Source organism: Bradyrhizobium sp. DOA9 (assembly GCF_000617845.2).
In the GTDB taxonomy this organism is placed as follows: Bacteria; Pseudomonadota; Alphaproteobacteria; order Rhizobiales; family Xanthobacteraceae; genus Bradyrhizobium.
Genome location: NZ_DF820425.1, coordinates 2,682,220 through 2,696,487, shown reverse-complemented (window position 1 = coordinate 2,696,487; position 14,268 = coordinate 2,682,220). Strand labels below are relative to the sequence as shown.

Here is a 14,268-nt window from a genome sequence, read left to right as displayed (position 1 = left end):
GGATTTCACGGGGATTGTCCGCGGGCTTGCTTCGCCTCTCCCGCTTGCGGGAGAGGCCGACGCGCTCGCAGAGCGCGGCGGGTGAGGGCTCTCGCCACGCAGGGAAATCTTCCGCAATCCCGAGCAATCCCGACGCGGAAGCACCCTCTCCCCAGCCCTCCCCCGCAAGCGGGGGAGGGAGCCCAGTGCCGATGCCGCCGCACCGTGCACACCATATACGATAGCCCTGCGCGAGAGAGGTTGAGACGCCTAGGCCGCCTCGGAGCCGCCGAGATAGGCGTCGCGGATGCGGGGGTCGTCCTTCAGCGCGCGCGCCGGGCCGGACAGCACGATCTTGCCGGTCTGGAGCACATAGGCCTCATGCGCGATCTCGAGCGCGAGGCTGGCGTTCTGCTCGACCATGAAAACCGAGACGCCGTCCTGGTTGATGGCGCGGATCAGCTCCAGCACGCGGTCGACGTAAAGCGGCGACAGGCCCATGGTCGGCTCGTCCATCACGATCATGCGGGGGCGGCTCATCAGCGCGCGCGCCATCGCCACCATCTGCTGCTCGCCGCCGGAGAGCGAGCCGGCCCGCTGCGCCAGCCGCTGGCCGAGCTTCGGAAACAGCGTCAGCATCCTGTCGAGATCCTGCGCAACAGCGTCGCGGTCGTTGCGCACGAAGGCGCCCATCAGGATGTTCTCGCGCACGCTCATGTCGGCGAATAGCCGCCGCGCCTCCGGCACCGAGGCGATGCCGCGGCGGACGATCTGCGGCGTGGAGAGCCCGATCAGCGAGGCGCCGTCGAACCTCACCTCGCCCGAGCGCGGCTTCACCAGGCCGAGGATGATCTTCATCGTCGTCGACTTGCCGCTGGCATTGCCGCCGAGCAGGCAGACGATGTGGCCGCGCGCGACATTGATCGACAGGTCGAAATGCACCTGGGCCTGGCCGTAGAAGGTGTTGACATCAGACAAAGCCAGCAGCGCTTCGGGTGCGCTCGTCATGCCGCGCTCTCCTGCTCCGCCCTACCCGACAGGCCATGGCCGAGATAGGCCTCGATCACCTTGGGATCGCTCCGGACCTGCTCGCCCGGGCCTTCCGCGATCTTCTTGCCCTCGTCCATGACGATGACGCGGTCGGACAGGCGCATCACCATTTCCAGCTTGTGCTCGATCAGGAGGATCGTCAGCCCTTCGGTTTTCAGTTCGGCGACGAGCGACTGCATCTCCGCGGTCTCGGTCGGGTTCATGCCTGCGGTGGGTTCATCGAGCAGCAGCAGCCGCGGCTTCAGCGCCAGCGCACGCGCGATCTCGACGCGGCGGCGGTTGGCGTAGGAGAGGCTGTAGGCGGGCTGGTCGATGCGCGGCAGCAGCCGTTCGCCGAAACGCGCGAGGATCGCTTTGACTTCCTCACGCAGCCGCTCCTCCTCGGCCTTGACGCGCGCCGGACGCAGCAGAGCCAGACCCAATTCCAGCAGCGGCCCGATCACCGGCACCGCCGGCTTCACGGCGCGCAGCCGCGTGTGCGCGCCGATCAGCACGTTGTCCATCACGCTGAGATTGCCGAACACGCGGCCGAGCTGGAAGGTACGCGCGATGCCTTCGGCGGCGAGCCGCTCCGGCGACAGCCCGGTGATGTCCTGCCCTTCGAAGCTGACGGTGCCGGCATCGGGCCGGTCCAGCCCGGTGACGAGATTGAACAGCGTCGTCTTGCCGGCGCCGTTCGGTCCGATGATGCTGATCAGCTCGCCCTTGGCGAGATCGAGGTCGATGGCGTCGACCGCGGTGAGGCCGCCGAAACGACGCGTCAGGCCGCGCAGCGACAGCATGGCGTGAAGCTGCTCGGCCATCAGACCGTTCCCAACAGGCCCTGCGGCCTGAACCGCACGAGCAGCAAGAGAACGATGCCGTAGATCAGGATGCGATACTCCGCCGCGATCCGGAACATTTCGGGCAGGCCGACCAGCGCGACCGACCCGACGATCGCGCCGACGACGTTGCCGAGGCCGCCGAGGATGACGACGGTCAGCGCCAGGATGGATTGCTGCGTGTTGAAGGTCTCGTGGTTGATATAGGAATAGAGATGCGCGGCGATGCCGCCGCTGATTCCGGCGGCGAAGCCGCCGAAGATGAAGGCGAGCGACTTGTAGCGGTTCAGGCTGAGACCGTAGGCGCGCGCGGCAATATCGTCGTCACGGATGGCGCGAAAGCTGCGGCCGAGATGCGAGCCGAGCAGGCGGCCCTGGAGCAGCGCGAGCACGACCATGACCGCGAGGCTGAACCAGTAGACCGAGGTCGGGCTGATCAGATCGTAGCCGAACAGCGACAGCGGCGGGATGCCGGAGATGCCGATCGGACCGCGCGTCACGCTCTCCCAGTTCAGGATCACCAGCGCCACGATCTCGCCGATCGCGAGCGTGGCGATCGACACGTAATGCCCGCGCAGGCGGAAGGAGGGCGAGATCAGGAGCGTGCCGAGCGCGGCGCTCATCAGGCCGCCGCCGATGACGGCAAGTCCGGCCGGAACGTCCAGGGTCAGCGACAGCAATGCCGAGGTGTAGGCGCCGATCGCGAGCAGCGCCGCGTGGCCGAGCGAGACCTGGCCCATCGTGCCTGCAACCAGCGTCAGGCTGAGCCCGAGCATGCCGAGCAACCAGGCATTGATCAGGGTCTGGAGCACGTAGAAGGACACCGGGAACAGCGGCAGCACCGCAAAGCCGGCAGTTGCGCCCCATAGCGCCCAGCGCGGAATATTCACCGGGCGGCTCGGCGCGATGAAGGTGCCGGTGAGCGGCTCTGGCGGCGCCTGCCGTGCGCTGGTGAACAGGCCGTTCGGCCGCAGCACGAGCACGACGACGAGCAGCAGGAACGCGAACAAATTGCGGTAGCTGGTGCCGAGCACGGCGACGCCGTAGCTCTCGACGAGGCCCAGCAGCAGGCTGCCGATCACCGCGCCCGGCACGTTGCCGGCGCCGCCGACGACTTCGGCGACGACGCCCTTGAGCGTCGCCTGCAGGCTCATCGCCGTGTCGATCTGGTTGTAGTACATGCCGACCAGCATGCCGGAGACGCCGCCGAGCGCCGCCGCGATACCGAACACCGCCTGATTGACCCGGTTGACGTCGACGCCCATCTGCATGGCGGCGTCGCGATCCTGCGCGGTGGCACGCACGGCCCAGCCGAGCTTGGTGTAACGCAGGAACACGAACAGCAGCAGCGCACTGGTGAGGCCGACGCCGGCGATGAGCAGATCGAGTGGCCCGATCGTGCCGCCGCCGACCTGGAAGCGGACATCGGGCAACTGGCTCGGCAGCGCGCGCGGATTGGGCGAGAAGATCAGCATCACCAGCTGGTCGAGCACGAAGCTGATGCCGATAGTCGCAAGCAGCGGTGCGATCCGCACCGAATTCTGCAGCGGCCGCAGACCGAACCGCTCGATGATCAGGCCGACGATCGCCGAGGCCACGGCGACCACGACGATGGTGAGCGGCAGCGGCGTGTGCAGGTGTACCACCGCGATCCAGCCGATATAGGCGCCGACCAGATAGATCGAGCCTTGCGCGAAGTTGATCAGCCGGCTGACGCCGAAGATCAGCGCGAGCCCGACTGCAACGAGCGCGTAGACATTGCCGACGATCAGCCCGTTGATGGTGTGGTCGAGCCAGGAGGACACGCAGCATTCCTAATCAGGGAGAAAGCGGCCGGAGCGGTGCGCTCCGGCCATCAGGTCAGGTCGGCTTGCCGTCCCACAGCGCGAACTGGCCCTTGCGCACGACGAGCTCGGCGTTCATCGCGCCCTTGACGCGGCGGCTCTCGAGGTCGAACGTCGCCTTGCCGTAGATGACGCTGGAGACGTCCTTCACCTTGGCGAAGGCGTCACGGATGGCGCGGCGGTCGGTGCCGCCGATCTTCACCACGGCAGCGGCCATGTTCATCGCGTCGTAGGAATAGGCGTTGAAGGCGTCCGGCTCCTGCCCGTTGTACTTGGCCTTGAAGCCCTCGATGAACTTCCTCACCTCGGGCCGCGGATCTTGCGGGAAATAGCGCGTGCCGAGATGGACGTCCTCGACCGCCTCGCCGCCGAGCTCCAGGAATTTCGGCGAGTACACCGAGCTGGCCGCGCAGATCGTCTGCTTCAGCCCGACCTGGCGGGCCTGGCGCGCGATCAGCGCGCCGTCGGAATAATAGGAGATCAGGATCAGCCCGTCCGGGCTGGCGTCGCGCACGCGCACCAGGGTGGAGCGGAAGTCGCGCTCTTCGGCGATGTAGCCCTCGGTGACCGCGACCTCGGCGCCGTATTCCTTGGCGGCCTTGACGAAATGGTCGCGGCTGGTGCGGCCCCAATCGGTGTTGAGGTGCAGCACCGCGAGCTTCTTCAGGCCGAGCCGCCTGACCGCGTAGGACGCCAGCAGCGGCTGCTCGTCGGCCTGGCTCACGGACGTGCTCCACATGAAGTCGCCGCCTTTGGTGAAGTCGGGGTGCGAATTGGTGAAGCCGAACTGCACGAGGCCGCCGCGCTGATAGATCGGGGAGGCCGCCATCGAGGCGGGGCTGGAGAAATCGCCGAGCTCCATGACGATGCGGGGATCGGAGACGAATTTCTGGGCGATCGCCACCGACTGGCGCGGATCGCTCTGGCTGTCCTCGAACTGGTAGGCGAGCTTGCGGCCGTTGATGCCGCCGGCGGCGTGAATCTCGTCGAGCGCGAGATCAAAGCCCTGCTTCCACTGTGCGCCATATTGCGCGTTCGGGCCCGTGAGGGGACCGCTGACGCCGAGCAGGATCGGCTCGGCGGTTTGCGCAAAGGCGCTGCGCGAGACGGCCGTGCCGGCCATCATGGCGGCGAGCGAGCCTTTGACCAGGGTACGGCGATCGATGTTGCTCATGCACGGCTCCATCCATTCAATGTTGATACAGCAGCAATTCTCGTGCCGGTGAGATTGCCTATTTCGAGGGCTCGCCGAGCGACAGCATCAGCCGGTTCGCCCAGTTGAAGAACGAGGCGCCGTTGACGACGTCGACGATCTCGGCGTCGTCGAGACCGGCGCGGCGCAGCTCGGCGATATTGTCGGGCCCGAATGCGATCGGCGTTTCAGCCAGCGCCACCGAGGCGTTGACCACCGCGTTCCAGCGCCCGCCGAGATCGGCCTTGATGCCCTCGTCGAGCAGGCGCTGCACGTCGTCGCGGCGCTTGGAATAGGTGCTGGCGAAGCGCGCGTGCACGGAGGCGCAATAGATGCAGCCGTTATAGCGCGAGGTGGCGGCGGCTGCGAGCTCGCGCTCGGCGCGCGGCAGGCCGTCGGCGACGTTGTAGAAGATGTCCTTGTCGGTCTTGGTGCGGGCCTCCAGCACTTCGGGATCGCGCACCAAGAGGCGAAAATATTCCGACTTGGCACGGGCGCGGTCGACGAGGCCGGCGTAATGCCGCTCGGTCAGCTCGGCCTCGGGCAGCGGGTCGATCCAGGAGACCCAGTCGAGCTCGTCCTGGGTGAAGACGACGGGCGGATTGACGGTGCTCATGATGGAGCCTCCTTACGCGCTTGCTGCGGCGAGCGTGCGCAAGCCGCTGACGACGCGCAGCTGGAACGACAGGAACGCAACGAGCTGGGACAGCGTGACGATGCCGGTGGACGACCAGCCGGCCGCCAGCAGCGCCTTCATGTCGGCGGATGCGGCATCGCGCGGGCGGAACACGAGGAGATGCGCGTGCTCCAATGCTGCGACCAGCCGGACGCCGAGGACAGGCTTGCGCTCCGCGCCGACGCGATAGATCAAGCCGGCCTTGTTCTCGACCGACAACGGACCGGCCGGATAGGCGCCGTACGGTCCGGATGTCTTGCCGCGCTCGATCTCGGCGTTGATCGGATCGAGCAGAGGCGCGCCCTCCGCAGTCGCGGCGAGCTTGTCGCGATAGAAGGCGGCGACGGGGGATTCGCCATGCAGCCCCGTCACGAAGGCCGCGACCGCGGCGCGCTCGGCATCCGAAAAATCGCTCGTGTCGATCGGCTCGAACAAAGCGAGATAGCTCTTCTGCGCGTTCTCGCGCGCCTGCAGGCGGCGCGCGCGGATGGCGTCGAGGGTGGAGCCGGGCTCGATCCCGGCCAGCGTGTCGATGATATCGTTCGGTGCCATCATTCAGCCTTGTGCAATGCGTTCTCGTTCATTCCGGCTAACCTGCGAGGGCAACGTCCTTGGCCGCCGTCCGGGTCCAGCCCAGCACTGGGGCGACCTTGTCGGCGACGAGCTCGATCGAGCGCAGGACATAAGGATGCGGCGCATCGACCGAATGCACCTGGAAGACGAGATCGGTCACCCGCTCCAGCGTGGCGTCGGTGCGAAGCGAGGCGATAACGTGGTCGGCATCGCCGACATGAGTGTCGAATGCGGTGATCATCTCCTCCAGCGTCTCGCCCGGGGGAAGGTGTCCGCCCTTCATGAATTGCGGCAGCGCGCGGCGCAGCCCGATGTCGGCGAGGCGCAGCGCCTCGCGATGGTCGTCGGCGACGAAGACGCTGCGCGAGGCCATGATGCGCGGCTCGCAGCCCGGCGGCAGCGCGGCGAGATAGGCGTCGATGATCGGGTTCTGGATCTCGGCGAGTGTCGCGTTCGGCGCATCCTTGGCCCGTGGCTGCGTGCGCGAGAGCAGGAGGCCGTCGCCGGCCTTGCCGGCGCGAGCGCCGCCGGCGACGGAGAACGTCGCCTGCCAGATGCGCTTGTCCAACTGCGGCCGCTGCGGATAGAGCGTGTCGCCGCCATCGAGCGGCTTGCCCGTCAGCGCCTTGCGGACGATCTCCAGATTGCGGGCAAAGATCTCGTTGCGCTGGGCGCCGTCGAGGCCGAAGGCGGCGAATGCGGACGGGTTGCCGCCGGTGCCGACGCCGAGCTCGAAGCGGCCGTTGCAGAGCAGATCGAGCACCGCGGCGTCCTCCGCCACCCGCACCGCGCTCTCCAGCGGCAGCGTGACGATGCCGGTGCCGAGGCGGATGCGCGAGGTCTGCGCGGCGACGTAACCCAGGAACGTGAATGGCGACGGCAGGCCGCCTTCGCGCTCATGGAAATGATGCTGCGCGATCCACGCGGAATCGAGCCCGGCCTTCTCGGCGCGGACGATCTGCTCGGCGGCGAAGCGGTAGCGGTCCGCCGCCGGCGTCTCGTCGAGCAGCCGCGTGAAGAAGCCCAGGCGTTTCAGGTTGGCAAAGCGTTTCATGCGATCCCTGTCGGGCGAGAATGGGCCCCGATGATGTCGGTTGCCGCAGCTCCCGGCAAGCGGGCATTGCGCAGGGCTCATGCGCAAAGGCTTATGCGCAAGGCTGCCCGCCGGATCGTCTTTAACTGGACTCCGGGCGGGCAGACTGCCTACCAGCTCGGCAGCACCGCGCCCTTGAACTTGGTCAGGACGAACTCCTTGACCTCGGGCGTGTGGTAGCTGTCGACGAGGATCCTGACCCAAGGCTTGTCCTTGTCGGCGCTGCGCACCGCGATCAGGTTGACATAGGGCCCCTTCGGGTCCTCGCGCAGGATCGGATCCTTGACCGGATCGAGGCCCGCCTGGGTTGCATAATTGGTGTTGATCGCGGCGGCGTCGACGTCGTCGAGCGCGCGCGGGGCCTGCGCCGCGTCGACCTCGATGAACTTCAGCTTCCTGGGATTGTCGGTGATGTCGAGCACGGTCGGCTTGAAGCCGGTGCCGTCCTTCAGCTTGATCACGCCCTTGTCGCGCAGCAGCAGCAGCACGCGTCCGCCATTGGTCGGATCGTTCGGGATCGAGACCTTGCCGCCCTCGGGGATATCGGCGAAGGCCTTGTGCTTCTTCGAATAGACGCCGATCGGGAAGTTCACGGTGAGGCCGACGGCTTCGATCTTGTAGCCGCGGTCGGCCTTCTGGTTGTCGAGGTAAGGCTGGTTCTGGAACGAATTGGCCTGGATCTCGCCGGCATCGAGCGCGGCGTTCGGCACCACGTAATCGGAGAATTCGAGCAGCTGGATATCGAGGCCCCGCTTGGCGGCGATCGGCTTCACGGCTTCGAGGATCTGCGCATGCGGCCCCGGCGTCACGCCGATCTTGATGGTCTCGGCCGCGGCTACGGCGGACCATGCGGCCAGCACGGCGGAGAGAATCAGGGGAAGGCGAAACGACATCTTGGTCTCCATGGAAACTACGACAACGGAACCGTATTCCCTTTTCTGCGATGCGAAATCAATGAAATGGAAATCCATATTGGCCGCGGCTCGGGGCCAGCCTTTCTCCATTCGGGCGCAAACGGGAAACGAATGCAGAGTGCGACAAAGTGCGCGTACGTGGTCCGGATGGCGCACAGCGCGGTGCCGGCTGTGACCGATTCCCGGATTACACTTTCGTTCCATCCGCAGCTGGACCTGCGCCCTTCTCTTTGACTTCAGCACGCCCGACGTGCTGAGTTAGCGCGCACTGAGCCGGTGGCGACGAGATGGGGTGATCCGATGAACGAGAACGAAATCCGCAATCTGGTCGCAGAGGTGAAGCAAGGCACGCTGTCGCGGCGCTCGTTCATCCGGACAATGGCCGCAGTCGGAATCGCGGCCCCGATCGCCAGCCAGATCCTGGTCTGGCATGACGTCGCGATGGCTGACGCCACGCTGCCGTACAAGCCGGCCAAGGCCGGCGGCGGCGGCACCCTCAAGATGCTGCTCTGGCAGGCGCCCACCCTGCTCAATCCGCATTTCGCGCTCGGCACCAAGGACCAGATCGCCTCGCGTATCTTCTTCGAGCCGCTCGCCGGCTGGGACAAGGAGGGCAACCTCATCCCCTGCCTCGCCGCCGAGGCTCCGACCAAGGCGAACGGCGGCCTCTCAGCCGACGGCATGAGCGTGATCTGGAAGCTGAAGCGGGGCGTGACCTGGCATGACGGCAAGCCCTTCACCGCCGACGACGTCGTCTTCACCTGGCAATACGCTGCGGATCTCGCCACCGCGGCCTACACCACGGGCTCGTACAAGGACATCAAGGTCGAGAAGATCGACGACCACGCCGTCAAGGTGATCTTCCGGGCGCCGACGCCGTTCTGGGCCGATCCGTTCGTCGGCTCGGTCGGGATGATCCTGCCGAAGCATCATTTCGGCGATTATGTCGGGGCCAAGTCGCGCGAAGCGCCGGGCAATCTCAAGCCGGTCGGCACCGGCCCGTACAAATTCGTCGAGTTCAAGCCGGGCGACATGATCCGCGCCGAGCGCAATCCCGACTATCACATCAAGAACCAGCCGCATTTCGACACGGTCGAGATCAAGGGCGGCGGCGACGCGGTGTCCGCGGCGCGCGCCGTGCTGCAGACCGGGGAATACGACTTTGCCTGGAACATGCAGGTGGAGGAGGAGGTCCTCAAGCGCATGGAGGCCGGCGGCAAGGGCAAGCTCGACATCACGCCTTCAGGCAATGTCGAGTTCATCATCCTCAACACCACGGACCCCTGGACCGAGGTCGACGGCGAGCGCTCGAGCGTCAAGACCAAGCATCCGACGCTGTCGGATCCGGCCGTTCGCCGCGCCATCAATCTTCTGATCGACCGCGATTCGATCCAGAAGTTCATCTACGGACGCGCCGCCATCGCCACAGCGAGCTTCGTCAACGCGCCCAAGCAGTTCAAGTCGCCGAAGCTCAAATACGAGTTCGACATCGACAAGGCCAACAAGATCCTCGACGAGGCCGGCTGGACCAGGGGCGCGGACGGCATCCGCGAGAAGGACGGCAAGAAGCTCAAATACGTCTTCCAGACCTCGACCAATGCCCCGCGCCAGAAGACGCAGGCCATCATCAAGCAGGCCTGCCAGAAGGCCGGCATCGACATCGAGATCAAGGCGGTCACCGCCTCCGTGTTCTTCTCCTCCGACGTCGGCAATCCCGACACCTACTCGAAATTCTATGCCGACATGGAGATGTACAACACGACGCAGCCGCAGCCCGATCCGGAGCGCCTCTTGAACCAGTGCGTGTCCTGGGAGATCGCCACCAAGGACAATAAATGGCTCGGCCGCAACAATTCGCGCTATTCCGATCCCGAGGCCGACAAGGCCTACAAGGCCGCGCAGAACGAGCTCGATCCGGTCAAGCGCGCCGCGCTGCTGATGAAGGTCGACGAGATCTTCTGCGGGGCCCACGTGTTCCTGCCCCTGCTCTCGCGCCACGTCGTCAACGCCGGCGCCAACAATTTGATGATCGACATCTCCGGCTGGGACACCATCACGTGGAACCTGGCGGCGTGGTATCGGACCTGAGGAGCTCGTGAGGCACGCTGATGGTTGCAGCGCAGCGCGGGCCTCATGAGGTGACACCGAATCCCTTCCACTGTGTGCTCCAGATCACAGCGGAATCGCGCGCCATCGCCTACAAGGATCTGGCATGGCCGCAAACAAGGTAACGGCGGTACGCACGAGGCTGGGAAGACGATCAACAGCTACGGACTTTCAAAGCCGTCAGGGTGAAGAGCCCGGCGGCTTTTCGTTCTGCTGGTTCGGTCGGATGAGTAGAGTGAAGCGAAACCCATCAATATGTTTCGAACGCGGACATGATGGGTTTCGCAAGGGCTCTCCCCATCCCACGCGCTATGAAGCGCCCGAGCCCTTTCGCTCCTCGCGCTCATCTTCGATCTGCCGTTCGGCTTGGAGCCAGAACTCCAGCTCGCGATTGCTGGGACGGCCGGCCTGCTCCCAGAGCTCGTAGGCACGCGCGCGCACCTGGCCACGGCGCATCATGCGAAGGAGCTTTCGTTTCAGCTCGTCGGCAAAGCTCCTGAAGCGTTGTCCGGTGGTTTCGTCCTTGACGAGCGAGGCCGCTCGCGTTGCGAGTTCGATCTGGTGCTCTAGCTTCTTCTGCTCGTCCACCGCTGATGCTGCCGTGGGTGGGGGTTGTTGTCAGAGCCCGTGCTGTTCAGACACTGAATTCCTTGCGGGGATGGTCTGTTCCCTCGGCAACGGCGGCGGATGAGGAGCGCGTGGGATGGGGAGAGCGAAGCGAAATCCATCACGAGGTGGAGGCGTGATGGGTTTCGCTTCGCTCTACCCATCCTACCGGCCACGACTGCGAGCCGAGGGGGCCGCTGCTTTCAATGCCACGTCGTATCGGCTTCGACGATCACCACCCTGATTTCAGGATCTTCGGCCGTGTTGCAGGTGCAGGGCATGCCCTCGCCGCAGCGGCAGCCGCCGAGCTTCTCGCTCCAGACCCGGAGCGGATGGTTTTCGCAGACCCATCCGACGCCCTGGCAGAACGGGCAGACCTTGTCGGTCACAGCGTATCCGGGGTGCGCAACGTGTTCGACTTGTCCTCGTTGCGCAGCTCCTGCTCCGCCGCGCGCCAGAATTCCTCTTCGCGGCCTTCGGGCTTGCCCGCCTGCTCCCACAATTGGTGCGCGCGTTCCCTGATCTCTTGCTCGGTCGGCTCGGACAATTGCACCTCCTGCTTGGAAGCACGGCCCCACCCTGGGGGGTATGGGGGCTTGGAGGCGGGGCCGTGCAGGCCAGCGATCGGCGGCGAGGCTGGCCCGCGGAGTCAAGCGCCGTCCATGTGCAAGAGTTCCTTCGCGCCTGACCGCGCCTTGTGAAATCCATCTCCTGACCGGCGAAGGCGGCTGCTCTCGGGTTTGGCGACGCGTAGGTCGCGCAATGCCGAAGGCCGCGGCCATAGGCCGACCAAGTCCGAGAAGGTCTACAATTGGCCGCAAAGGCGGAAAGGAAGGCGCGCGGTGCAGGACGGCGCGGCCGAGCGAACAGGCCCGCACGCAATATCAGCAACACTGACAAGGTTTCATGCCGTAATGATTGTGGCTGGGCGCTCAGGCCCGATGGTCGTTTGAAGGTTGCGAGTGCCCGGCCTGATTGGCCGGCCGCATTGGCGGCATGGCGAGGGGCCGCCTCGTCAATACAGCAGGCGCCGCCGGAGCGTCCCAATCAGCTTCCGCAGATCAGCGGCGTACTCCTCGATATTCCGTCGCGCCTCGTCCACCGGCTGCACCTCGCGCCTTGGTTTGGACGCGGGCTGCGGCTTCTGCGGCGGTGGTTCGTCGTTCGGGGTCATGGCATGATCGTTGCGGAGGCCTGACAGGGACCATTGACGTGGATCAAGGAAAGCTGATCCAGATCAACCGCCCCAGCCCCGCCGCGCCGTAGAAGCGCGGATGGACCGCAACATGCTCCCGAGGCACCTTGCCATCGCCGAGCGACACGTCGCCTTGGGCGAGACCCATCTTGCGCGGCAAGAGGCTTTGATCGCGCGGCTGGACCGCCACGGCCATGACACGACGGACGCCCTGGCGCTGCTCGCCACCATGCGACACAGCCAGAGCCTGCACCTGAAGGATCGGGACCGGCTGTTGCGGGAGCTGGCGCACTGATCTGACAAGGTCACCATTATTGACTCGCATGGTCCTTGCCATCCGGATACCGTAGAGCGGCGCAGATCCCCCTAGGGCAACGGCAGGGGCACCATACACAGATACATTGCTCGCGCGAATATCGATCATTATCTCAGTCTGCTTACCGCCGGCGACCTCGCCTCGGAAAAACGAGCCTCCATATCGAAACTATTGGTCGAGGAAGAGGACAAGCTCGCGCACGACTTGGAGGCGCTCGAGTTCGCCGAACGCCGGGCGACGAACGGTCGACGCCACCTGAGTGACGTCGTCAAGATACGCGACGGGCTCGTACCCGGCTCGGCCGATCATCTGCAGGCCGAGAAATTGATTGCGACTTTCACTGCTACTCAGGAGTTGCTGGATTCGTTCTGTCACCGGATACGGAAGAGGACGAACTCGCATCTCTAGAGCATGATCCGGAAAAGTGTGAAGCGGTTTTCCGAAAGTCGTGCTCAAACAATAAACCTAAAGCGCGATGACGATTTATCCTCATCGCATCGCGCTTTAGCAGACGATGTCCACCCGCCCGAGTCACAGTCAAAGAGGGCCGGCTTAGCGCGACTTGAGCAGCTCGCGCGCGACGATCAGCTTCTGCACCTCGGTCGCACCCTCATAGATTCGCAGGGCGCGGACCTCGCGATAGAGGCTCTCCACGATTTCGCCCTTGCGCACGCCGCGTCCGCCGAACATCTGCACGGCGCGATCGACAACCCGCTGGGCGGTCTCGGTGGCCGCCAGCTTCGCCATCGCAGCTTCGCGCGTGGTGGGACGCTTCTGGACGTCGCGGCGCCAGGCGGCGCGATAGGTCAGCAGCGCCGCGGCGTCGGTTTCGGTCGCCATGTCACCGAGCGCGGCCTGGGTGAGCTGCAGATCCGACAGCGTCGCCCCGAACATGCGCCGGGTTTGTGCGTGCAGCCGCGCCTCCTCCAGCGCACGTCTGGCAAAGCCCAGCGCGGCTGCGGCAACCGAAGCCCGGAAGATGTCGAGGGTCTGCATCGCGATCTTGAAGCCGCTGCCGGGCGCTCCGAGGCGCCGGCTGCTCGGAATGCGGCAATTGTCCAGACGCAGCGTCGCGAGCGGATGCGGCGCGACGATGTCGATGCGCTCGGCCACGCTGAAGCCCGGGTCATCCGGAAACACGACGAACGCCGAAATGCCGCGCGCGCCGGGCGCCTCGCCGGTTCGGGCAAACAGCGTGTAGACGTCGGCGATGCCGCCGTTGGAGATCCAGGTCTTCTCGCCGTCCAGAACATAGCTGTCGCCGTCCTCGCGCGCCGCGCAGGTCATGGCCGCCACGTCGGAGCCGGCCCCCTGCTCCGACAGCGCGAACGCAGCCAGCCATTCGCCCGAACGGACTTTCGGCAGCACGGCGTGTCGCAGCTCCGTCGAGCCGGCAAGCGCAATGGCACCGGATCCCAGGCCCTGCATGGCAAAGGCGAAGTCGGCAAGACCATCGGCATAGGCCAGCGTCTCACGCGACAGGCAGATCGAGCGGGAATCGATGCTGGTCACGTCGCCGTCCGGGGCCGCGACCGCGCAATCGAGCAGCCCCGCGGCACCGAGCGCACGCACGAGCTTGCGGCAGGCGCCGTCGACGTCGCGGTGATCGACAGAATGAACACCGCCCTGTGCGACGAAGCGATCGAGCGCGTCGCAGATCACGCGATGATGCGGATCGAAGAACGGCCAGTCCAGCCAGTCGCGGGAGATTGTCTGTGCCGGTGAGTTCATCGGTCGCTCCGCAAGGTCGGGGGCCCGCCAGCGACCGCATTCGCCCGAGCAGTCCGCACATCAATTATTTTAAGCATAAAGTATTTCCCCGGCGCAAGTCATTGTCAAGATGCCAAGGCGCGGACGATATCCGGCGCGTTTCGCGGCGACGCTGGCTCGCGGCGTGACGCGT

At 65.6% G+C, this 14,268-nt stretch carries 16 protein-coding genes; 2 read left to right on the top strand and 14 right to left on the bottom strand.

Annotated elements, in window-relative coordinates:
• Positions 1-249: 249 nt before the first annotated feature.
• The 8 genes from BDOA9_RS12560 to BDOA9_RS12525 all read right to left on the bottom strand — a co-directional run bounded on the left by BDOA9_RS12560 (position 250) and on the right by BDOA9_RS12525 (position 8,133).
• Complete coding sequence (locus BDOA9_RS12560; RefSeq protein ID WP_025034285.1) at positions 250-987, bottom strand: ABC transporter ATP-binding protein; 738 nt, start codon at positions 985-987, stop codon at positions 250-252.
• A complete protein-coding gene (locus BDOA9_RS12555; RefSeq protein WP_025034284.1) occupies positions 984-1,832 on the bottom strand; it encodes an ABC transporter ATP-binding protein in 849 nt (282 codons plus the stop codon). Before BDOA9_RS12555 ends, BDOA9_RS12560 begins: the two co-directional genes overlap by 4 nt.
• Complete coding sequence (locus tag BDOA9_RS12550) at positions 1,832-3,655, bottom strand: ABC transporter permease (RefSeq protein ID WP_025034283.1); 1,824 nt, start codon at positions 3,653-3,655, stop codon at positions 1,832-1,834. Before BDOA9_RS12550 ends, BDOA9_RS12555 begins: the two co-directional genes overlap by 1 nt.
• A 55-nt stretch (positions 3,656-3,710) precedes the next feature.
• Positions 3,711-4,868, bottom strand: a complete 1,158-nt coding sequence (locus BDOA9_RS12545) for an ABC transporter substrate-binding protein (RefSeq protein WP_042336012.1) — start codon at positions 4,866-4,868, stop codon at positions 3,711-3,713.
• A gap of 58 nt (positions 4,869-4,926) precedes the next feature.
• Positions 4,927-5,502, bottom strand: coding sequence for an alkylhydroperoxidase domain protein (locus BDOA9_RS12540; protein WP_042336008.1), 576 nt, complete (start codon positions 5,500-5,502; stop codon positions 4,927-4,929).
• A gap of 12 nt (positions 5,503-5,514) precedes the next feature.
• Positions 5,515-6,114, bottom strand: coding sequence for a CMD domain protein (locus tag BDOA9_RS12535; RefSeq protein WP_042336502.1), 600 nt, complete (start codon positions 6,112-6,114; stop codon positions 5,515-5,517).
• Positions 6,115-6,151: 37 nt separating this feature from the next.
• Positions 6,152-7,189, bottom strand: a complete 1,038-nt coding sequence (locus BDOA9_RS12530; RefSeq protein ID WP_025034279.1) for a putative FMN-dependent luciferase-like monooxygenase — start codon at positions 7,187-7,189, stop codon at positions 6,152-6,154.
• 149 nt (positions 7,190-7,338) lie between these two features.
• Positions 7,339-8,133 (bottom strand): MetQ/NlpA family ABC transporter substrate-binding protein, encoded by a 795-nt coding sequence (locus BDOA9_RS12525; RefSeq protein ID WP_025034278.1) that lies wholly within the window; start codon positions 8,131-8,133, stop codon positions 7,339-7,341.
• Between the two features lie 309 nt (positions 8,134-8,442).
• On the opposite strand from BDOA9_RS12525, the gene BDOA9_RS12520 reads away from it, so the two are divergent.
• Positions 8,443-10,230, top strand: a complete 1,788-nt coding sequence (locus BDOA9_RS12520; RefSeq protein ID WP_025034277.1) for a peptide ABC transporter substrate-binding protein — start codon at positions 8,443-8,445, stop codon at positions 10,228-10,230.
• 327 nt (positions 10,231-10,557) lie between these two features.
• Here the strand turns inward: BDOA9_RS12520 and BDOA9_RS12515 are convergent, their stop codons facing one another.
• The 4 genes from BDOA9_RS12515 to BDOA9_RS38810 form a co-directional block, all read right to left on the bottom strand.
• Positions 10,558-10,836: a DUF2934 domain-containing protein gene (locus BDOA9_RS12515; protein ID WP_025034276.1), complete on the bottom strand. Its 279-nt coding sequence runs from the start codon at positions 10,834-10,836 to the stop codon at positions 10,558-10,560.
• 221 nt (positions 10,837-11,057) lie between these two features.
• Complete coding sequence (locus BDOA9_RS12510; RefSeq protein ID WP_025034275.1) at positions 11,058-11,243, bottom strand: hypothetical protein; 186 nt, start codon at positions 11,241-11,243, stop codon at positions 11,058-11,060.
• On the bottom strand, positions 11,240-11,401 hold the full coding sequence (locus tag BDOA9_RS36740) for a DUF2934 domain-containing protein (protein ID WP_082847814.1): 162 nt from the start codon (positions 11,399-11,401) through the stop codon (positions 11,240-11,242). The genes BDOA9_RS12510 and BDOA9_RS36740 overlap by 4 nt, the downstream gene beginning before the upstream one ends.
• A gap of 468 nt (positions 11,402-11,869) precedes the next feature.
• Entirely contained in the window at positions 11,870-12,028 is a 159-nt protein-coding gene (locus tag BDOA9_RS38810; protein ID WP_192859670.1) for a hypothetical protein, read from the bottom strand.
• Between the two features lie 100 nt (positions 12,029-12,128).
• Between BDOA9_RS38810 and BDOA9_RS12505 the strand changes: the two genes are divergently transcribed.
• Positions 12,129-12,344: a hypothetical protein gene (locus BDOA9_RS12505; RefSeq protein ID WP_025034274.1), complete on the top strand. Its 216-nt coding sequence runs from the start codon at positions 12,129-12,131 to the stop codon at positions 12,342-12,344.
• A 189-nt stretch (positions 12,345-12,533) separates the two neighbouring features.
• Here BDOA9_RS12505 and BDOA9_RS38805 read toward each other — a convergent pair whose 3' ends face one another.
• Together BDOA9_RS38805 and BDOA9_RS12495 are read right to left on the bottom strand one after the other, a co-directional pair.
• The gene (locus BDOA9_RS38805; RefSeq protein ID WP_192859564.1) at positions 12,534-12,821 is read right to left on the bottom strand and encodes a hypothetical protein; all 288 of its coding nucleotides are present in this window, start codon (positions 12,819-12,821) and stop codon (positions 12,534-12,536) included.
• A gap of 96 nt (positions 12,822-12,917) precedes the next feature.
• Positions 12,918-14,096 (bottom strand): acyl-CoA dehydrogenase family protein, encoded by a 1,179-nt coding sequence (locus tag BDOA9_RS12495; RefSeq protein ID WP_025034272.1) that lies wholly within the window; start codon positions 14,094-14,096, stop codon positions 12,918-12,920.
• Between the last annotated feature and the right edge of the window lie 172 nt (positions 14,097-14,268).